Source organism: Chitinimonas naiadis (genome assembly GCF_054780835.1).
Window position 1 is genome coordinate 501,234 of sequence record NZ_BAAGVO010000004.1, and the last position, 21,480, is coordinate 522,713.

A 21,480-nucleotide genomic window follows, 5' to 3' on the forward strand; every position below is an offset into this window, starting at 1 on the left:
TGCACTCCCCCTCCTTCAATCAACGACTCAAGCTCATGTCTGACTCTTGGCAGCCCTTAGAGACTCAGGCCTCGTCGCCTGTTACGTCATCACCGGCAACATCTGCAGCCGGCTGTTCACCGTCCGCCACATCGCCGTCTTCCAGCTCGCCACCTTCAAGGTCGCCGTCATCGTCGCCATCGCCTTCGGCTTCGATGATCTTGACCACGCCGGAAAGCTTTTCGCCCGCATCGAGGTTGATCAGTCGCACGCCCTGGGCGCTACGACCGGTTTCACGCACTTCCGCCACCGAGGTACGGATCAGCACGCCACCGGTGGTGATCAGCATCAGGCCTTCACGCTCGCAAACCAGACTGGCCGCTACCAGGCTAAAGCCGGTCTTCTCGGTCAGGTCCATGGCGATCACACCCTGGGTACCACGGCTGGTATGACGGAACTCGGCAATATCGGTCCGCTTGCCGTAACCGCCATCGCTGGCGGTCAGGACTTGCCAGTCTTCCGAATCCGCCACCAGCAGCGAGATCACGCTCTGGCCGTCGGCCAGCGACATGCCGCGGACGCCGCGGGTATCGCGCCCCATCGGACGGACGTCATCTTCGTCGAAGCGCACGGCCTTGCCGCCGGACGAGAACAGCATGACCTGGTGCTTGCCGGAAGTAATGGCGACGCCGACCAGCTGGTCGCCCTCGTCCAGCGCAACCGCGATGATGCCGAGCTTGCGCGGGTTAGAGAAAGCCGACAGCGGGGTCTTCTTGACCGTACCGCGCTGGGTGGCCATGAACACGAAATGCTCGTCGTCAAAGGCTTTGACCGGCAGGATGGCGTTGATCTTCTCGCCGTCCTGCAAAGGCAGCAGGTTGACGATAGGACGACCGCGCGAGGCGCGGCCACCCTGCGGTACTTCATAGACCTTGAGCCAGTACACACGGCCCAGCGAAGAGAAGCACAGCACGTAGTCGTGGGTATTGGCGACAAACAGGTTGTCGATGAAATCGTCGTCCTTGGTTGCCGTAGCCTGCTTGCCACGACCGCCGCGCTTCTGGGCACGGTATTCGTCCAGCGGCTGGGCCTTCATGTAACCCGTATGCGAGAGCGTCACCACCATCTCTTGCGGGGTGATCAGGTCTTCCAGGCTGATGTCTTCACCGAACGGTACGATCTCGGACTTACGGCCATCGCCGAATTGGGTCTTCACTTCGGTCAGTTCGGTGGCGATGATCTCGGTAATACGTACCGGCTTGGCCAGGATGTCGAGCAGGTCGACGATCTTGTCCATGATCTCGCGATATTCGGCTTCGAGCTTGTCCTGCTCAAGGCCGGTCAGGCGTTGCAGGCGCATGTCCAGAATAGCCTGGGCCTGCGCGTCGGACAGGCGATAGCCGCTGGCCTTGAGGCCGAATTCCGGCAGCAGCCATTCCGGACGGGCTTCGTCGCTGGCCACGCGGGACAGCATTTCTTCCACCAGGGTGGAGCGCCATTCGCGGCCCATCAGGGCCACCTTGGCTTCCGGCGGCGTGGCAGCGGCCTTGATCAGCGCGATGACTTCATCGACGTTGGATAGCGCAACAGCCAGGCCTTCCAGGGTATGGGCACGCTCGCGCGCCTTGCGCAGTTCGAACACCGTGCGGCGGGTCACCACTTCACGGCGATGGCGCAGGAAGGCTTCGAGAATCTGCTTGAGGTTCAGGAGTCGAGGCTGACCATCGACCAGGGCCACCATGTTCATGCCGAAACTCGATTGCAACTCGGTCTGCTTATAGAGGTGGTTCAGCACCACTTCCGGCATCTCGCCACGCTTGAGTTCGATATAGATACGCATGCCCGACTTGTCGGACTCGTCGCGCAGGTCGGAAATACCCTCGATCTGCTTGTTGCGTACCAGATCGGCAATCTTCTCGATCAGGGTCTTCTTGTTCACCTGATACGGAATCTCGTCGACGATGATCGCCTGCTTGTCGCGACTGACTTCTTCTATATGTGTACGCGCACGCATGATCACGCGGCCACGGCCGGTACGGTAGCCTTCACGCACGCCGGCGATGCCGTAGATGATGCCGGCGGTGGGGAAGTCCGGCGCCGGGATCAGGTCGATCAGTTCGTCGATGGTCATCTCGCTATTGGCGAGCAACGCCAACGCGCCGTTGATGACTTCACCAAGGTTGTGCGGCGGGATGTTGGTGGCCATGCCCACCGCAATACCGGTGGCGCCATTGACCAGCAGGTTGGGCAGACGGGTCGGCAGAACCGAGGGCTCTCGCTCCTTGCCGTCGTAGTTGGGGATGAAGTCGACGGTTTCCTTGTCGATATCCGCCATCAGTTCGGTGGAGATCTTCTCCATCCGACACTCGGTGTAACGCATGGCAGCCGCCAGGTCACCGTCGATGGAGCCGAAGTTGCCCTGGCCGTCGACCAGGGTGTAGCGCATGGAGAAGTCCTGGGCCATACGGACCAGGGTGTCGTAGATGGAAGCATCACCGTGCGGGTGGTACTTACCCATGACGTCACCGACGATACGGGCACACTTCACATAAGGCCGGTTCCAGACGTTGTTTACCTCCTGCATCGCATACAGCACGCGGCGGTGTACCGGCTTGAGGCCGTCACGCACATCGGGCAGCGCACGGCCTACGATCACGCTCATGGCGTAATCGAGATAGGAGCGACGCATTTCCTCTTCGAGACTTACCGGGATTGTTTCTTTGGCAAATTGTTGCAAATCGGTCATTTTTATGGCGTCTGTGCGGGCAAATTAAGGAAAAATTTTACCACGCGCAGCTATCACGCTCCAATTTAGCGTCAATTGTCATATTCTCTTGATTGCGGCGCGCTTGCAGCGTCAAGTAAACTCGGCTCCGACGTCGGTTCGGTAATTGACCGTCGCTAAATTCCATCCTGACTCAATGGAGAATAACTATGCAGAAGATGAAGCGCACTCTGGTCGCCCTCGCCCTGAGCACGATTGCCGTATCGGCGTTTGCCGGTAAGGACGGATACCTGACCGACGGCACCGCCGGTGCAGTCGTTCGCAATAACTACAACGAATGCTGGCGCACCAGTTCTTGGAGCAAGGACAAGGCTATCGAGGAATGCGATGCCGACCTGATCCCCAAGAAGGAAGTGGCTGCTCCTGCTGCACCTGTCGCACCGGCCGTGGAAGCACCCAAGGCTGCTGTCGCACCCGTACTGGTGAAGACTGAAACCCTGACCCTGAACGCCGCCGCCCTGTTCGATTTCAACAAGGCCACGCTGAAGGATGAAGGCAAGCAAGCCCTGGACGCCGTTGCTGGCGTGCTGCTCGAGCGCAAGTTCGACACCAGCAAGACCAAGATCGCCGTTGTTGGCTACACCGACCGTATCGGCAAGGCTGACTACAACGAGAAGCTGTCGGCCGAACGTGCTGCTGCTGCTCGCGGTCAACTGATCGCCAAGGGCCTGCCGGAAGGCATGATCACTTCGGAAGGCAAGGGCATGGCTGACCCCATCACCCAGCCTGACGATTGCAAGAAGGTGCTGAAGAACCGTAAGAAACTGATCGAATGCTACGCACCGGATCGCCGCGTGGAAGTGCAAATCTACGCAACCGTCGAGAAGTAAGACCCTCTCGTCGTGTTAGAAAACCCCGCCTTGTGCGGGGTTTTTTCTTTTCAGCCGCAGCGAAAGTTCCCGCCCGCAGCCGTTTTTCGACCATTTATGTGGCACTGCAACAACAGTTAGGGAAAAAATCCTCGGCGATTTGCTGCCACCCAGTCTGCAGGCTGGTTCAAGGCCGGTTCAGGCACCCATGCTAGACTCGGGATTCGTAATCCAACCGTGGCAACCGCTATGCGTCCCCTACTTCTTCTATTGCTTACCCTCCCCGCTTTTGCCGGTGGGCTAGACCAGCTCAAGGGCTTTCTGGGCCAGACCCAGGCCTTTACAGCCAGTTTCCAGCAGACCGTCACCTCCAAGGGTGGCAAGCAGCAGCAGGCCAGCGGCACCATGGCCATCCTCCGACCGGGCAAGTTCGACTGGGTCTACACCAAGCCCTATGAACAACGCGTCGTCAGCGATGGCAAACAGGTCTGGATCTACGATCCCGACCTCAACCAGGTAACGGCCAAGCGCCTGGACAAGGCTCTGGGCGATAGCCCCGCCGCCCTGCTGGCCGGCAGCAATGACCTGGAAAAATCTTACAAGCTGGCTGATCTGGGTGTGCGCGATGGCCTGGAATGGATAGAGGCCACCCCCAACAACCGTGACAATGGCTTTGAAAGGGTCCGCATCGGCTTCAAGGATGCGCAACCCATGGCCATGGAGCTGGCGGACAACTACGGCCAGAACACGGTGATTCGCTTCGCCAATATCATTCGCAACCCCAAGCTTAACGGCGAACGCTTCAGCTTCACCCCACCCAAGGGTGCGGATGTCGTCAGGGCTGACTAAGCGCCGCTAGCAAACCCTTCTGGCGTTGTCGTGCAAACTTGCCGTGCTACTTCGTACTGTCTTCGTTTGCACGCCTGGTCAGCAACGTTTCGGCGGTTTTGTTAGCGACCCCAAGACCGACAAAGCTGCGTGCCCGCGCGGCAATTCGTTAAACTACGGGCCAGCGCCTGCTACCGACTAGCCTCTGCTGGTAGCAGGCCCCGCACACTACGCTGGCCATCATGTCCGACCTGTTTACCCAAGCCCCACGCCCCCCACTCGCCGAGGCACTCCGTCCGGCGGCACTCGATGAAGTGATCGGCCAGACCCACCTGCTGGGGCCTGGCAAACCCTTGCGCCTGGCGTTCGACGCCGGCAAGCCGCACTCCATGATCCTTTGGGGGCCTCCCGGCGTGGGCAAGACCACGCTGGCCCGGCTGATGGCCAAGGGTTTCGATACAGAATTCATCCCGCTCTCGGCGGTCTTCTCCGGCGTGAAGGACATCCGCGCGGCGATGGACGAAGCCGAGCGCTATCTGCAGCGCGGCCGGCCTACCATCCTGTTCGTCGATGAAGTCCATCGTTTCAACAAGAGCCAGCAGGATGCCTTCCTGCCTTTTGTGGAATCCGGACTCATCACCTTTATCGGTGCCACGACGGAGAACCCGTCGTTTGAAGTCAATTCGGCGTTGCTGTCACGTGCCCAGGTCTATGTACTGAAGGCACTGAACGAGACCGAGCTACGCCTGCTGGTCGAGCGCGCCCGCGAAAAATCCTTACCCCATCTGAATTTTGACGAAGCCGCCATCGCCACACTGGTGGGTTATGCCGATGGCGATGCGCGCCGCCTGCTGAACCTGCTGGAGCAGACCGATACGGCCGCCAACACCGCCGGCGTGCAGACCGTCACCGGCGACTTCCTGCAGAACGCCCTGAGCCTCAACGCACGGCGCTTTGACAAAGGCGGCGATGCTTTTTACGATCAGATATCCGCACTGCACAAATCGGTGCGGGGATCGAACCCCGATGGGGCCTTGTACTGGTTCTGCCGCATGCTGGATGGCGGCGCCGACCCGCGTTACCTGGCCCGCAGGATCGTACGCATGGCTTGGGAGGATATCGGTTTGGCCGATCCACGCGCAGCACAGATCACCCTGCAGGCAGCAGACACCTACGAGCGACTTGGTTCGCCCGAGGGTGAGCTCGCACTGGCACAGGCCGTAATCTACCTGGCTGTCGCCCCCAAGAGCAATGCCGGCTACAAGGCCTACAACGCCGCCCGGGCCTTCGTGGCCAAGGACAAATCGCAGCCGGTGCCCGAGCATCTGCGCAATGCCCCCACCAAGCTAATGAAGGATCTGGGCTTCGGTGCGCAATACCGCTATGCGCATGACGAGGCCGATGGCTACGCCGCTGGCGAGCGTTACCTGCCGGACGGCATGGCCGAACCCGACTGGTACCAACCGGTTGCTCGAGGCCTCGAAGCGAAGATTGCGGAAAAACTTTCCCATCTGCGCGAGCTCGACCAGGCGGTGCGGTCCAGCCAACGATCTAGCAAGGACAGCGCCTAGCCAGGGCTGTCGTCTGTTTCATCGCCGCATTGTGGCGCCCTCGCCTTACCGCTCGCGCTGTCCGTCATTCCTCTGGCCGGTTAGAATCCGCCCCGACCCGCTATTTATCGCTATTACTGCATACCTCTGAGAAGAACAGGTTCGCCATGCTAGACATACAACAACTCCGTAACGACCTCGATGGCGTTGCCGCACGTCTCCTGACCCGCGGCTTTGCCCTCGACACCGCCGCCTTTGCCGCCCTGGAGCATGAACGCAAGGCGCTGCAAACCCGCACCCAGGATCTGCAGGCCGAACGTAACGCGAAGTCGAAGGCCATCGGCCAGGCCAAGGCCAAGGGCGAGGATGTCGCCCCCATCATGGCCAGCGTGGCCAACCTGGGTGACGAGCTGAAGGCCTGCGAGCACAACCTCGCCGCCTTGCAGGAAAAACTCAACGACATGCTGCTGCGCGTCCCCAACCTGCCGCACGCCTCGGTGCCGGAAGGCAAGGACGAGAGCGGCAATGTGGAACTGCACCGCTGGGGCACGCCGCGCACCTTCGACTTCGACGTGAAAGACCATGTGGACGTCGGCACCCCGCTGGGCCTCGATTTCGAGACCGGCGCCAAGCTTTCGGGCGCGCGCTTCACCGTGCTCAAGGGCCATATCGCCCGCCTGCACCGCGCCCTGGCGCAGTTCATGATCGATACCCAGACCATCGAGCATGGCTACACCGAGTGCTACACCCCGTACATCGTGAACCCCGAGGTGCTGTTTGGCACCGGCCAGTTGCCCAAGTTTGGCGAGGACATGTTCCGTGTCGAGCGTGGTGGCGAAGACGGCCAGACCCAATACCTGATCTCGACCTCGGAGATTTCGCTGACCAACACCGTGCGTGACAGCGTACTCAAGGCGGAAGAACTGCCGATCAAGCTGACCGCGCACTCGCCCTGCTTCCGTTCGGAAGCTGGCAGCTACGGTCGCGACACCCGCGGCATGATCCGTCAGCATCAGTTCGACAAGGTGGAGATGGTGCAGATCGTCGCCCCGGAAAAGAGCTTCGACGCGCTGGAGGAAATGCGCCAGCATGCTGAGAACGTGTTGCAGAAGCTGGAACTGCCGTACCGCGTGGTGACCTTGTGCACCGGCGACATGGGCTTCACCGCGGTCAAGACCTACGACCTGGAAGTCTGGCTGCCGGCGCAGAACACCTACCGTGAGATCAGCTCGGTTTCGAACTGCGAGGCCTTCCAGGCACGTCGCATGCAGACCCGCGTCAAGAACGAGGCTGGCAAGAACGAGCTGGTGCATACCCTCAATGGTTCGGGTCTGGCCGTGGGCCGTACGCTGGTGGCGGTACTGGAGAACTACCAGAATGCCGACGGTAGCGTGACCGTGCCGGAAGTCCTGCGGCCTTATATGGGCGGCCTGGCGAAACTCGGCTAATTCCGCGCCTGCAATAAAAAAAGCGACCCGATGGGTCGCTTTTTTAATGTCCGCTCAGTGCTCAATCGGGCTGGTATACGTAGGCCTTCTGCTTCACTTCAGCAGCCTCGGCCGCCTTTTCAAAGCTACGATCGATTTGCTTATCCCACAGCAACGCCCGCCCCTCAATCTGACCCTTGGCAACCTCAGGGTTTTTGTCGAGGAAGTCACGCAGGAACTGGGTAGCTTCAGAAACGTAAGTGGTGTCTTTGAACAGCAATGCCATGGTGGTTCTCTCTTGCTAGATGCCCAGGCGGCATTATACGACCACTCGGACTTTCCAGGCGAATCACGCGCAATCTGTCCTGCCTCGGCAGCGTGATGACGACCCAATCGCTCGACAATCAAACGCCCAATCTACGGTTCATTTGTTTTCAGCACGCGGCCCACCGGCCCTTCCCGTCTCGACAAGTCAAATAAATACACAATTAAAACAACAGCTTAAAAGATAAATTGTCAGCTTTAAGATCTGCTTGAAGCTGGCTTAAGCCCTCGGGGCGATGACATGCCATTCGCATGATGATTAAGTGCGCTCCGCATTATTCAAATGTCATCAACCAACGAGGGGAACTTTCATGACATACAACAAGCGTGTGAGCGGACCACGGCTTGCTCTGCTGACACTGGCCGTGGCCGGTGCTCTGCATGGCCATGCCGCCAGCCGGATCGATCTGAGCCAGAACGTACAGCGTGACACTGCCTTGGCTGCGGCAGACCTGCGGGCCACCACCACGGCCGTCGCAACCGCGGATGGCGGTCGCAAAGTGAAGTATCAGCAGTTCTATCAGGGTGTACGCGTCTGGGGCGAGGCCGCGCCGGTCGCACAGCTTGGCAAGCCGGGTAGCGGTGCGCTGAGCGATGCCCCCGTCTTTCGCACTGGCGTCGTGGTGGACGGCATTGCCGCCGATCTCCCCAGTGCCAAGCCGCGCTTGAGCAGGAGCGACATTACTCGACTGGTGCGCAACCTGGTAAGTCGCCAAGGCTTGCCTACCGCCAACGCCGAGCTTGAAGAAGCCGAACTGCTGGTACGTCTCGACGAAAAGAACCGCGCTCAGCTCGTCTATATCGCCTCGCTGCATCTACCGGGCGACAACCCCAGCAGCCCGAGCTTCATGCTGGATGCCAATACCGGCGCCGTACTGATGAGCTGGGACAGCCTGGCACACCGCGATGCCACCGGTCCCGGCGGCAACGAGAAAATGGGCAAGTACCTGTATGGCAAGGACTTCAAGCCACTCAACGTGACCCAGGATTGCGTGTTCGATAACGACAATGTCAGCACCATCGACATGGCCAACGGCACTGCCGCGATCGACACCCTGTTCAAGATTGCCAACTGCCCGGCAACCGGCACCCCGGTCAACGAGAACCGCCCCGCAAACGGCGCCTACTCGCCACTGAACGACGGCCATTTCTATGGTGGTGTCGTGTTCAACATGTACAAGGACTGGTTCAACACTCGTCCAATCCAGCAAAAGCTGGTCGTACGCGTGCATTACGGCAGCAACTATTCCAATGCCTTCTGGGATGGCAAGCGCATGACCTTTGGCGATGGCGGCGGCGGCATGTATCCGCTGGTGTCGCTGGGCGTGATGGCGCATGAAGTCAGCCATGGCGTGACCCAACAGAACTCCGGCCTGATCTATCGCGGCATGTCCGGCGGGATGAACGAAGCCTTCTCCGATATGGCCGCCATGACCGCTGAGCAGTACATGTTCGGCAAGCCAAGCTGGCTGATCGGTGGCGAGATCGTCAAGGGCGGTGCCGACCGTGCGCTGCGTTACATGCTGGACCCGGAAAAAGATGGCAAGTCCATCGGACACGCCAGCAAGTACAGCGACAAGCTCAACGTCCATTACTCCAGCGGGGTCTACAACAAGGCCTTTGCATTGCTGGGCACGACGGCAGGCTGGGATGCACACAAGGCGTTTGATGTGTTCCTGGTAGCCAACCAGCTCTACTGGAAACCCAACAGCACATTTAACGAGGGCGCCTGCGGTGTCGTGCAAGCCGCGCAAGACAAGGGTTACAAGGCCGACGACGTGATCGCTGCCTTCGACAAGGTAGGCGTGAAGTGTGAGGGCACCGTGCCACCAGGCCCAGGTCCGGGCAATGGCACCCGCGCGCTGCAAAGCGGCGTGGCGCTGACCGGCCTCACCCTCGCCGCAGGCGGCAAGCAGATCTACACCCTGGATGTTCCGGCCAACGCCAGCTTCCTGGCTGTACGCGCCGGTGCCGGCAGTGGCAACGCCAATCTGTACGCCAAGCTCGGTAGCGAACCAAGCAAGGCCAGCAGCGACGCCAAGTCGGAAGGCGCCACCAATGCCGAGGCCCTGCTGATCAAGCAGCCCAAGCCTGGCCGCTACTACCTGCTGCTTGATGCGCCGGTCGCGACAAACGGCCTGTCACTGATCGCCACCACGCGCTGACCTACCCAACATTTGTGAACGGAAATTTTCCATCATGACAATCCGCTACACCATCCTCGCCGCTTCGGTGGCAGCCGCCATGCTGAGCACAGCCGCACTGGCAGCTGCCGGCGACAATCCCGAGTTGCAATTGCCCCGCAAGGTCGAGACCGCCACGGCCCCCATCCAGGGCACCAGCACACGCCTCAGCTACACCGTGATCAACGGTATGGCCTTGTTGGGCGATATTGCGCTTGGCCGGCATGAAGATATCCAGCGCACCGGCATCCCGCCGCTGTTCGTGGGGAACTGGACCCAGCCGGTCTCGGCCCAGAATCGTCTGGTCGCGCAGGACAACCACTTCAAGAGCGCTACTCGCTGGCCCAACAACACGCTCTACTACACCTTCGACGCCGACCTTTCGCAGAAGAAGCGTGACGCCATCATGGCGGGCATGAAGCTGATTGCCGACAAGACCGCCATCCGCTTTGTGCCACGCACGAACCAGCCCAACTACGCCAAGTTCATCTCGTCTGGCGGCTGCTGGGCCTACGCAGGCATGCAGGGTGGCGAGCAGCCGATCTCGATCGGTGACGGCTGTGAGAAGGCCGGCGTAGCCGCCCACGAAATGATCCATACCCTGGGCTGGATGCACGAGCATATGCGCCCGGATCGCGACAATTACATCACGGTGAACGAGGACAATATCTCCGACACCCTGAAGGGCCAGTTCACCAAGTTGCGCTCGGAACAGGTCGATCCGGTCGGTAGCTATGATCTGGATTCGGTCATGCACTACCCGACCTGGGCCTTCAGCAAGAACCAGAAACCAACCATTACCCCGAAGGATCCGAATGTTGATCCCAAGCGCCTGGGCCAACGTAATGACTTGAGCCCCGGTGATGTCGCCTCGCTACAGCACTTCTATCCGGGGGACGTTGGCTCGGTTGAGCTGAAACTTGCGCTGTCTGCCCGCGAGCTGCAGATAGATCAGGACAAGAGCGGCCAATTGACCCTGGACATCGCCGGCAGCGAAGCGGACCTCAAGGGCCTGAAGCTGGACGCCAAGTCGGATAACGAAGCCGTTGTCGCCAGCAGCGGCGTGAGCTTCGTCAGTGCCCAGGGCAATCAGCGCGTACTCAAGATCAGCCCGGTCGCCAAGGCTTACGGCGTAGCCAATATCACCGTGCGTGCCCTGGCCAGCAACGGCCACGAGGCGACGGTGAGCTTCAAGGTCAGCGTCGCCAAGGATCCAAATGGTGGCGGCAATGGCGGCGGTAACGGTGGCAATACCGGCGGCAACGGCAAACCATTCGATAAGGCAGCCAAATACAAAGGTGGCGACCAAGTCACGCTGGATGGCAAGACTTATGAGCTGACGGTCATCGTTAAAGGCCAGAAAGTCACCAACTACTTCATCTTTGGTTACCTTTGCCTGCCTGGCAGCTGTTCGCCGAGCAAGCCCGGCAACTATGGCGGCCTGACCTTCTACTGGACCGCTCTGGGTGATACCGGCGGTGGCCAACCCAAGCCGGTTTGCGATGCCACGCTGGATACCCGGCGCAACTACCTGGTCAACACCGCAGGTCAACGCAAGGCCCTGGTACCGGTTGCCGATGTACAAGGTGCACCACTCATCCTGTGGCAAGACGGCGCGGCCCAGCAATGGCAGCTACAGCGCAATGCCGAGGGCTACTACAGCCTGATCAGTACCGGCTCCAAGCTGGCGCTGGATGTCGCCGGCGCCAGCAAGAGCACCGGTGCCGAGCTGATCATGGCCACCTCCACCGGCAGCCCAAGCCAGCAGTTCTGCCCCCGCGCCAGTGGCGCAGCCTACCAGTTGGTGGCACGTCACAGCGGTCTGAGTATCGGCGCAGCGAACGAAACCGACGGTAGCGCCATCACCCAGGCAGCCACCGGCGCGAACTGGTTGCTCGCCCCGTTGTAAGGCATCACCCAGGCTGACCGGCAGGCACCGGTCAGCCTGGCAGTACCGCTTGCTTCGTACGATTCTGGCTGCCTCGGCAGCCATTTTTTTGGTGATGACCACGTGGTTTATTTCGCAGACTTCGTTGCCTGGAATGGATGGCCTGAAGCCGCAAGCAACTGATGACGTTGACATTATATATTGAGCAACGGACAATACTCCGATGTCATAAAAGAGCACGCAGTTACGGTGCCACGTTAATCGCCTGATCACCACTGTCTTTGCCTGGAGACAGTGGCAGCCCGGACAGTACAGCCGGCGCGCCAACAGGATTAATGACTAGCTTGCACACCCCCAAAGGCAGGCGAAATCAGGACGTCATCGAACCCGCGCACATGATGCGCTGTGCCCTTGCGTCTATCCAAACCAGTACGAAGGAAGAACTAGATAAATGGCACTTATAAAAGCCAAGCCGACGCTCGCCCTTGTGACGCTCGCGTTAGCCAGTAGTTTTGTTCACGCTCGGACCGCTCCTGTGATGGCGGCTAGCCCTAACCAACCGTTCGAACCGCTGGAATCCGTGGTGGGCACTGCCAACCGCTCCGATCCTCCGCCACTGCAGAGCTCGCGTGCCAACGATCGCGCGCCACGCCCGCCGATGATGGCCGATGCCAATTGCAATGTGTCTGCCTTTGCCAGCAGTCAGGGTGCGGCTTTGATCAGCCTGATCAAATCGTCCACCAATCAGTGTGTGAACCAGTTGTACAGCGTTACCGGCAGCGACGCCCGCGCGGTGTTCCAGGAAAGCCAGATGGTTTCTGCCCTGGACGAGTTCGCCCGCCTGAGCACCCGCTATGACGGCACCAATCGCGACAGCATTCAACAGATCGTCACTTTCCTGCGTGCCGGCTATTACGTGCAGTACTACAACAAGACCGATGTAGGCAGCTACGGCCCGGCGGTCAAGGCTGCCCAGCAGCGCGCCCTGAGCACCTTCTTCAGCAACAAGGCCATCTGGGCCCTGACCAGGGAAAACGGCGAGATTCTGGGTGAAGCCGTCATCATGATTGACAGCGCCGGGGAGAATGCCCGTTTCCTGCCCGTCATGAAGCAGATGCTCACCAACTTTGGTGATGCCCAGGCAAATGTCAGCTCGGTGCTCAATGCTTACAACAGCGTGTTTACCGTGTATTTCCGCGGACACTACAACGACGACTTCAAGGCCTTGGTAAAGGCGGACGGCAGCTACGTCACCGTCTTGTCGGATTTCTACCGCAAGAACCTCAAGCTGCGCGGCACCTCCAGTGAATTCGTGCTGGCCAACGCGGCACACGAGCTGGCTCGCTTCCTGCAGTACCCGGAACGCAAGGCCAGCGTGCAGCCACTGCTGCGCCAGATGATCAGCGAAAACAAGATGACCGGCGCAGGCTCCAGCATCTGGATCGCGGCGGTGGACGGCGCTGACTACTACGACAAAAGCAACTGCAACTTCTACGGGACCTGCAATTACAAGGAAACCCTGAAGGCTGCGGTACTGCCCATCGCCTACAAGTGCGGCCCTACCCTGACAATCCGGGCGCAGGAGATGAACGGCCAGCAGCTGGCAGACTCGTGCGCGGTGCTGGCCAAGGAAGAAAAGCTGTTCCACTACGGCACTTTCGGCAATACCGATCCGCTGACCAGCAAGCCCGTAGCAAACGACAACAACACCAGCCTGGAAGTTGTCGTGTTTGATGATTACAGCAACTACAACACCTATGCCGGCCCGATCTTCGGCATCGATACCAATAACGGCGGCATGTTCCTGGAGGGAGATCCTTCCAAGCCCGGCAACCAGGCTCGCTTTATTGCCCACGAAGCCTCCTGGAAGCGTCCGGTATTCGAAGTGTGGAACCTGCAACACGAATACATTCACTATCTCGACGCGCGCTACAACCTGGAAGGCGACTTCGGCAAATCCAACAAGTACAACACCACCTGGTGGGGTGAAGGCGTTGCCGAGTATCTCTCGCACCAGAATGATTACAACGAAGCCGTAACCGAGGCGCGCAAAGGCACTTACAAGCTCAGCACGATCTTCGGCAACAACTACAGCATGGCCGATTACACCAATCGCGCCTATCGCTGGGGCTATCTGGCCGTGCGCTTTATGTACGAGCGCCAACGCCCGAGCCTGGAAAATCTGATGGCGGCTAGCCGCAAAGGGGACTATGCCAGCTACAACAGCCAGTTGGCAGCCTTGGGTACCCGTCTGGATGGTGAATTTGCCCAATGGCTCAACAGTGTCAGCAATAGCGGCGAATTTGCCGGTGGGAAACCCGCAGGCCAGGCAGGCGGCAACACCGCCCCGCAACTGAGCAATCTGACCGACATCGTCGCCCAGGTTCGCCAAACCATCCCCGCCATCAGCTTTACCGTGAGCGACAAGGAAACCGCCGCAGGCCGGCTCACCGTCAGCGCCGTAGCCGCCGACAGCAGCCTGATCCCCGCGGCAGGGTTAGTCCTGTCCGGCACCGATGCCCAGCGCACGCTGCGTATCACCCCGGCGGCCGACAAGACGGGCGAGACCAGCATCACCGTCACGGTTTCGGACGGCGTCCTGAGCAGCCAGGCCAGCTTCAAGATCAAGCTGATGGCCGATGGCGGCACGACCGTCACGCCCGTGGCCCTGGTCAACGGCAACACCGTGACCGCGCTGACAGCCAATGCCAAGGGCCAATTGACGTTCGTGCTGGATGTCCCGGCCAATGCCGGCTTCTTGACCGTTCGGCTGGGCAACGGCAGCGGCGACGCCAATCTGTACGTCAAGCAGGGCGCCATGCCGACCAGCACCAATTTCGATGCGTCCTCGGTCGGTGGCGGCAATGTCGAGACCATCCTGATCAAGTCGCCCCGTGCCGGCAAAACCTATCTGCTGATCGACGCCAAGGCCGCCGTTACCGGCTTGTCGCTGTACGTCCTCGCACGTTGATCCCATTGAATTCGTCTGGAATATCCAATCCATGAAACCACAAATCGCCACACTGGGCCTTGCCCTGGCCGCCATCGGTCATAGCGCCTTGGCCGCCAATACCGGCAGCAACCCTGAACTCAACACTGCCCGCCGGGTAGAAACCGCTACCGCCAAGATTCGGGGCAGTGATCAGTCGCTCACCTATATGGTCGTGAACGGCCGTGCCATGCTTGGCGACATCGCCCTGGGTCGCCACGATGAAGTGCAACGCAACGGCGTACAACTGCCGATTCTGAGCAGCAGGCCCAGCATGAGCGCGCTCAAGGCCGGCGGCCCCATCGTCGCGCAGGACAACCACTATGTGGGCGCTACGGTCTGGACCAATAACACGCTGGTCTACACCATTGATCCCGCGCTGAACAAAACCAAGCGCGATGCCATTCTGGCCGGCATGAAGCTGATCAGTGACAAGACCGCAGTGCGCTTCGTGCAACGGACCAACGAATCCAACTACGCCAAGTTCGTTTCCGATGGCGGCTGCTGGTCGTACGTGGGTATGTCCGGTGGCGAACAGCCGATCTCGATCGGCGATGGTTGCGAATACCCCGGCATTGTGGCGCATGAAGTCATCCACGCGCTGGGCTGGATGCACGAGCAGATGCGTCCGGACCGCGACAACTATGTGCGAGTGCTGACTGAAAACATCCAGAGCGGCATGGAAAGCCAGTTCACCAAGCTGCAAGCCAATCAGGTCGACCCGGTCGGCGGCTACGACCTGGATTCGGTCATGCACTACCCGAACTGGGCGTTCTCCAAGAACGGCCAACCCACCATCGTGCCGGTCGACCCCAAGGTTGATCCGAACCGTATGGGTCAGCGCAGCCAGATCAGCGCGGGTGATATTGCCGCCATCAACAAGTTCTACCCAGCCGCACCCAGCAATGTGGACTTGAAGCTGTCGGCCAGTGCCAGCCAACTGCAATTCAATCAGGACAAGACGGGTCAACTCAGCCTGACGCTGAGCGGTAGCGATGCAGATATCAAATCCCTGCGCTTTACGATCCAGAGCGACAATACCAGCCTGATTGCTACCAGCGGTGTGGTGGTACAAGCCGGCACCGGCACCCAGCGTCAAGTCGTGATCACGCCGGTCGCCAAGGCATCGGGCACGGCCAATATCAACATCCGCGCGATTGCGGCTTCGGGCAAGCAAGCCAGCATCAACGTCAGCGTGACCGTCAACAAGGATCAAACTGGCGGCAACACCGGTAGCGCCAAGCCTTTTAACCGCAGCGCAAAGTATGTAAATGGCGACCAGGCGACCCTCAACGGCAAGACCTATGTCATCAGCGTGCTGGTGCAAGGTGCTGTATCGCCTACCTACTGGGTATGGGGCAGCTATTGCGAGCCGGTGCGTTGTACGGCTGAAGCCCCCTTCAACTACGGTGGCTGGCTGAAGATCTCCTGGGCGGAAGTGGGCGATACCGGCGGTAACGGTGGCGGCCAGACCAAGCTGCTGTGCGACACGGTACTGGATACCCAGAAGCAGTATGTGATCAGCACGGCGGGTCTGCGCAAATCGCTGGTGCCTGCCGGTGATGTGCAGAACGCACCAGCCATCCTGTGGCCCGATGCCGGCCAACAGCGCTGGAAGCTGAGCCGCAATAGCGAGGGCTATTACAGCCTGATCAGTCCGGTAAGCGGCCTGGCACTGGATGTATCCGGCGGCGCCCAGCAAGCCGGTACTGAACTGATCATGTGGCCGCAGCACGGTGGTCAGAACCAGCAGTTCTGTCCCAAGCAAAGCGCTACCGGTTACCGCCTGATCAGCCGTAACAGCAGCTTGCCGCTTGGCGCTGCCAGCGAAGTAGACGGTGGCAAAGTGGTGTTGTCCAACGCCGGTTTCAACTGGCTGCTGTCACCGTTGTAAGCATTCGGGCCGGGCCTACAGCGTACAGGCCGGCCCCCCGTTCCCTTTGGGGGAGCTTAGGGCCGCTACGGCGGCCCTTTTTTTACATGATGAGGTAGCAACGCATGACCAAATCACGGATTTCCTTGCTGGCGATTGGCGTCTTCCTGGCCACGGCCTGCCAACAGCTACCGGCTTCGACCAAGCCGCTTACCGTACGCAGTGACAGCACCCGCTGGGAGTGCCCGCCCGGCCAGCCCTGCGATGGCAAACCAGACTACCGCGCCTTGCTAAGCCACGACAGTGGCCAGGAGATCTACCTGTCCTTTGGGCCGGACCTGAAGCCGCCTTACGACAAGGCCAAACTCAAGCAGCATTTCCGCTTTGGCGATATCTACCTGACCACCGCCCAAGGCACGATCGCCATCCATATCGATACCAGCGAAAACGGGGAAGCGAATATCGAGTTCATGCCCTCCCCGGCCGGCCGTCTGCAAGGTCGTGTCAGCGCCCGTCGCTATCGCTTGCAAACCGAGGGCAAGCCCGGACCGGATTGCAAAACCGACGACATCAAGGGTTTCTGCCGCGAGGAGAAACGGATGGATACGCCGCTCAACCTGCAACTCGACCTGGCCCTACCGTGAATTTGTCACCTTTAACCAATCACGAAGGCTGACCTCTGTTTTTTGTAAATGCCCCCGACATATTTAGATGGCATAATATAATCAATCCAAGTCCTTAAGCAGAACATGCGCCACCATCGTCGTCAGCCCGGCTTTACCTTGCTGGAGCTCCTTATTGCCCTCGTCATCATCGGCCTCCTGGTCGGTGTCGTCGGCCCCAATTTGTTCAAAAACCTTGGCAAGTCCGAGGTCACCACGGCTCGCTCGCAGATCGACGCCTTATCCAAAGCCATTGAGCAATATCGGCTCGATACCGGTCACTTTCCTCGCAATGAACAAGGCTTTGCCGCTCTGAGCCAGGCGCCGGCGGGCGAGGCCAACTGGCGCGGCCCGTATCTAAAGAAAGTTGCCCCGCCTGACCCCTGGGGCCAGCCTTACCAGTATCGCGTACCAGGTGCCAACGGCCGTGATTTCGAGGTCTCCTCGTTAGGTCGTGACAGTCGCCCTGGCGGCACAGGTGACGACGCGGATCTGAGCAACTAAGCCCGCCTGCCCCGTGTCCCGTACCTATCAGATCAGCGCGCTCGACAGCGAGCGGCGCATCGCCACCTTGCGCCTCAGCGCCGCCTCCGAATCGGAGGCGCGTGCCTTGGCGCAGGCGCGTGGGCTGAAGGTACTGACCCTGCAGGCCACGGGCTTTCAGCTACCCAGCGCCACCGGCACCCCAAAGTTCGATCTGCTGCTGTTCGCGCAGGAACTGGCCACGCTTTTGTCGGCCGGCCTCGCACTGAGCGAAGCGATCGACACCTTGGCCGATAAAGAAATCCGGCCGCCAATCAAGCAGATCCTGACCGAACTGCGCGATGCACTATTCCAGGGCCAGGCACTGTCGCAAGCCCTGGCCGCCCGGCCGGCGATCTTCCCCGAACTACTGGTAGCCAGCGTTCGCGCCAGCGAGACCACCGGTGATCTGGATCGGGCCCTCGGCCGTTTTATCGCCTACCAGGAGCAGATCGACAGCTTGCGCAAGCGCCTGATCAGCGCGGCCATGTATCCGGCCATGCTGCTGCTTGCTGGCGGCGGCGTCTGCCTGTTTCTGCTGGGTTATCTGGTACCGAAGTTCTCGCGCATTTACGAGGGCATGCACGGCGACCTGCCGCTGATGTCGCGGCTGCTGCTGATGCTGGGTGGCGCCGTCGAACAACACCGTGGTCTGGCGCTAGGCATGATTGTCGGCACCATCGCCACCTTGGTGCTTACCCTGCGTCAACCCGCAGTCCGAGCCCGTATTGCCAACTGGGCCTGGCGCAGCCCCGGCTTGGGTCAACGGTTGCGGCTATTCCAGCTGGCCCGTTTCTACCGTGCCGCCGGGATGCTGCAGCAAGGTGGCATACCCCTGGTGACGGCGTTTGAGCGTGTCACCGAACTCTTGCACCCTGGCCTGCGCACCCCGTTGCAGCAGGCCATTGCTGCCTTGCGTCAGGGCAAACCCTTGGCCGACACCATGGCCCAGGCAGGCCTCACCACCCCGGTTGCCTTGCGATTGCTGCGAGTAGGAGAGCGCACAGGGCAGTTGGGCGAGATGATGGAACGGACCGCTGCGTTTCACGATGAAGAACTGGGGCGTTTTATCGACGCAGCCGCAAAGCTGGTCGAGCCCATCCTGATGATGCTGATGGGTGGTTTCATCGGCTTGATCGTGTTGCTGATGTACCTACCGATTTTCGATCTGGCCGGGAGCCTGCAATGAGCGCCGGCCCCGCTGTCGATACCTTGGGCCGCAGGCTCAGCGCCGAACAACTGGCACGCGCCCGTGTCACGGCCGAGACCGGTGGCTTGTCGCTGCTGTCGGCCTTGGCCGCCGATTCGCAGACGAGCAAGGACGCCGTACTGACCGCGCTGTCCCGCACGCTGCGCATCCCGCTGGTACCGGCGCAAAAGCTGGCGGATCTCAGCCCGGATTTCTCACGCCTGCCATTTGGTGAGGCAGTGGCCCGCCTATGCCTGCCAGTGCGACACAAAGACCGCACGATCGCTATCGTTGCCGACCCGTTGCAAGCCGGCCTGATGCACTGGCTGGAACGCAAACTGGATGGGGCTTACCAGCTTGCGCTATGCGACGATGAAACCCTGCAGCAACGCCTGGCCGCATTGGAAGAAGGTCGCCGCGCCATTGATGGCCTGTTGCCGCAGGCCGAGGGCCGCCGCCGCGGTGAAGCGATCGAGGTCATCAGCCTGGCCAGCATCGCCGAAGAGAGTGGCGCCGCGGTCAAGCTGGTCAATTCCACCTTGTACGATGCCCTGAAAAGCGGGGCCAGCGATATTCACATCGAGAGCGAACCGAACGGCCTGTGCGTGAAGTACCGCATCGACGGTGTGCTGCACCCTGCCAGCAAAGTAGCGGGTGTCGATCTGGCCGAGCAGGCCATCTCTCGGCTCAAGATCATGAGCGAGTTGGATATTGCCGAGCGGCGCGTCCCGCAGGACGGTCGTTTCAAGGCGTTCATCCTGGAACGCGAGGTGGATTTCCGGGTATCGATCATGCCCAGTATCCATGGCGAAGACGCGGTGCTGCGGGTGCTGGATAAGCAGGCCGTTACCAGCCAGATGGAAGGCCTGACCCTGGCAAGCCTGGGCTTGGACGCCGCCACCCGCGCCACCATCCGTGCCTTGGCCAGCGAGCCCTACGGCATGTTGCTGGTGACCGGCCCGACCGGTTCTGGCAAGACCACCACGCTCTACGCCGCCTTGGCCGAGGTCAATAGTACTGAAGAAAAACTGATCACCATCGAAGACCCGGTCGAGTACCAATTGGCCGGCGTGTTGCAGATTCCGGTCAACGAGAAGAAAGGGCTGACCTTTGCCCGAGGTCTGCGCTCGATCCTGCGTCACGATCCGGACCGCATCATGGTCGGCGAGATCCGCGATGGTGAAACCGCTCAAATTGCTGTTCAGGCGGCCCTCACCGGCCATCTGGTCCTGTCCACCGTGCACGCCAACAGCGTGTTCGACGTCATCAGCCGGTTTCTGCACATGGAGGTCGATGCCTACAGCCTGGTCTCGGCGCTCAATGGTGTGCTGGGCCAGCGCCTGGTACGGCGCGTTTGTCCGCACTGTGCCGAGCCCTATCGGCCGCCGGCCGATCTGTTGATTGCCTCTGGCATCCAGCCCGCCTGGATCAAACAGTTCCGCTTCCGTATTGGCAGAGGCTGCAATCAGTGCCGGCAGTCCGGCTATCAGGGGCGTATCGCGATTGCCGAAGTACTGCAATTGAACGACACCCTGCGCGAACTGATTTTGCGCCAAGCGCCGATGCGCGAGATCAAAGCCGCCGCCCGCCGTGCCGGCAGCCGCCCACTGCGCGAGATCGCCCTGGCGGCCGTGGCGCGCGGCGATACCACCTTGCAGGAGATTAACCGTGTCACCTTTGTTCGCTAGCAGCGCACTGGCCGGCGAATTGGTACTGGCCATCGGTGCCGACGGCGTCAGCGCGGTCGAACTGCAAGGCTGGCGGCGCCGTCGTGTGGCTGAAATTCGCCTGCCACTCAAAGTCCAGGATGGCATCCCACAGTTCGACGGCCTGGCCGGCTGGTTGGCCGAGCGACGTTCCCGTCGGCTTAGCGTACGGCTATCCAGCGCCTGGGTGCGCTTTGTCGTGCTGCCCTGGCAATCCGAACTGGTCGATGAAAAGCTGGCTTTGGCGATGGCCCAAAGCCTGTTTGGCGAACAGTACGGCGAGGCCAGTGCCGGCTGGCAGATTGCCCTCTCCCCCCTGCAACCTTTTCAGGCACGCATCGCCAGTGCCATCGACGAGCGTTGGTATACCGCCCTTCATGGCTTGGCACAGCAGCACAATTACAAGCTCGTATCGGTGCAGCCCCTGCTGGCCGCCATCTACAACCGGTTGGCCGACAAACTGCCCGATGACGCCCTCCTGGCCATCGTTGAACCGCGGCGTCTGGTATTGCTGCAAATCGAGTCAGGCCAGTGGCAACAACTGTATAACCGCGTGCTGCCTGAACCATGGGAACGCCGGTTGCCCAGCCTGATCACCCAGGCCAGCGCCACCCTCAACAGCCAGGCCACGCCGCTCTATATTGCTGCGCCGCTGTTCGAGCGCGGCGACCTCAGCGGCCTTGCCGCCACCTGGTTGCGCCTGCCGGCCAAGCCCGGCTTTGACCCCCGTCGCGATCGCGACTGGGCTTTTTGCGTGGGTTGCTGA

At 60.6% G+C, this 21,480-nt stretch carries 15 protein-coding genes; 13 read left to right on the forward strand and 2 right to left on the reverse strand.

Annotated features, from left to right (window positions below; translation table 11 throughout):
- Positions 1-64 precede the first annotated feature (64 nt).
- The gene (gene gyrA, locus ACYVHK_RS08265) at positions 65-2,725 is read right to left on the reverse strand and encodes a DNA gyrase subunit A (protein ID WP_460529697.1); all 2,661 of its coding nucleotides are present in this window, start codon (positions 2,723-2,725) and stop codon (positions 65-67) included.
- Between the two features lie 188 nt (positions 2,726-2,913).
- Here gyrA and ACYVHK_RS08270 point away from each other — a divergent pair, with 188 nt between their 5' ends.
- The 4 genes from ACYVHK_RS08270 (at position 2,914) to serS (ending at position 7,399) form a co-directional block, all read left to right on the forward strand.
- On the forward strand, positions 2,914-3,594 hold the full coding sequence (locus ACYVHK_RS08270) for an OmpA family protein (protein ID WP_460529700.1): 681 nt from the start codon (positions 2,914-2,916) through the stop codon (positions 3,592-3,594).
- A 228-nt stretch (positions 3,595-3,822) separates the two neighbouring features.
- Positions 3,823-4,422: an outer membrane lipoprotein carrier protein LolA gene (gene lolA, locus ACYVHK_RS08275; protein WP_460529703.1), complete on the forward strand. Its 600-nt coding sequence runs from the start codon at positions 3,823-3,825 to the stop codon at positions 4,420-4,422.
- A gap of 221 nt (positions 4,423-4,643) precedes the next feature.
- A complete protein-coding gene (locus ACYVHK_RS08280; protein WP_460529706.1) occupies positions 4,644-5,972 on the forward strand; it encodes a replication-associated recombination protein A in 1,329 nt (442 codons plus the stop codon).
- Positions 5,973-6,118: 146 nt separating this feature from the next.
- Positions 6,119-7,399 carry a serine--tRNA ligase gene (serS, locus tag ACYVHK_RS08285; protein ID WP_460529709.1) on the forward strand — a complete coding sequence of 427 codons (1,281 nt, stop codon included), beginning with the start codon at positions 6,119-6,121 and terminating at the stop codon, positions 7,397-7,399.
- 61 nt (positions 7,400-7,460) lie between these two features.
- Here serS and ACYVHK_RS08290 read toward each other — a convergent pair whose 3' ends face one another.
- A complete protein-coding gene (locus ACYVHK_RS08290; protein ID WP_460529712.1) occupies positions 7,461-7,664 on the reverse strand; it encodes a DUF3460 family protein in 204 nt (67 codons plus the stop codon).
- Between the two features lie 349 nt (positions 7,665-8,013).
- Between ACYVHK_RS08290 and ACYVHK_RS08295 the strand changes: the two genes are divergently transcribed.
- The 9 genes from ACYVHK_RS08295 (at position 8,014) to ACYVHK_RS08335 (ending at position 21,480) form a co-directional block, all read left to right on the forward strand.
- Positions 8,014-9,867 carry a M4 family metallopeptidase gene (locus ACYVHK_RS08295; protein WP_460529715.1) on the forward strand — a complete coding sequence of 618 codons (1,854 nt, stop codon included), beginning with the start codon at positions 8,014-8,016 and terminating at the stop codon, positions 9,865-9,867.
- Positions 9,868-9,901: 34 nt separating this feature from the next.
- Positions 9,902-11,794, forward strand: coding sequence for a M12 family metallopeptidase (locus ACYVHK_RS08300; protein WP_460529718.1), 1,893 nt, complete (start codon positions 9,902-9,904; stop codon positions 11,792-11,794).
- Positions 11,795-12,311: 517 nt separating this feature from the next.
- Complete coding sequence (locus ACYVHK_RS08305) at positions 12,312-14,744, forward strand: M9 family metallopeptidase (protein WP_460529721.1); 2,433 nt, start codon at positions 12,312-12,314, stop codon at positions 14,742-14,744.
- Positions 14,745-14,775: 31 nt separating this feature from the next.
- Positions 14,776-16,656 (forward strand): M12 family metallopeptidase, encoded by a 1,881-nt coding sequence (locus tag ACYVHK_RS08310; RefSeq protein WP_460529724.1) that lies wholly within the window; start codon positions 14,776-14,778, stop codon positions 16,654-16,656.
- Positions 16,657-16,760: 104 nt separating this feature from the next.
- Positions 16,761-17,279: a hypothetical protein gene (locus ACYVHK_RS08315; protein WP_460529727.1), complete on the forward strand. Its 519-nt coding sequence runs from the start codon at positions 16,761-16,763 to the stop codon at positions 17,277-17,279.
- Between the two features lie 105 nt (positions 17,280-17,384).
- Positions 17,385-17,801: a type II secretion system major pseudopilin GspG gene (gene gspG / locus ACYVHK_RS08320; RefSeq protein WP_460529730.1), complete on the forward strand. Its 417-nt coding sequence runs from the start codon at positions 17,385-17,387 to the stop codon at positions 17,799-17,801.
- A 13-nt stretch (positions 17,802-17,814) separates the two neighbouring features.
- A complete protein-coding gene (locus ACYVHK_RS08325; protein WP_460529733.1) occupies positions 17,815-19,008 on the forward strand; it encodes a type II secretion system F family protein in 1,194 nt (397 codons plus the stop codon).
- Positions 19,005-20,696, forward strand: a complete 1,692-nt coding sequence (locus tag ACYVHK_RS08330) for a GspE/PulE family protein (protein ID WP_460529736.1) — start codon at positions 19,005-19,007, stop codon at positions 20,694-20,696. The genes ACYVHK_RS08325 and ACYVHK_RS08330 overlap by 4 nt, the downstream gene beginning before the upstream one ends.
- Positions 20,677-21,480, forward strand: a complete 804-nt coding sequence (locus ACYVHK_RS08335) for a hypothetical protein (protein WP_460529739.1) — start codon at positions 20,677-20,679, stop codon at positions 21,478-21,480. The genes ACYVHK_RS08330 and ACYVHK_RS08335 overlap by 20 nt, the downstream gene beginning before the upstream one ends.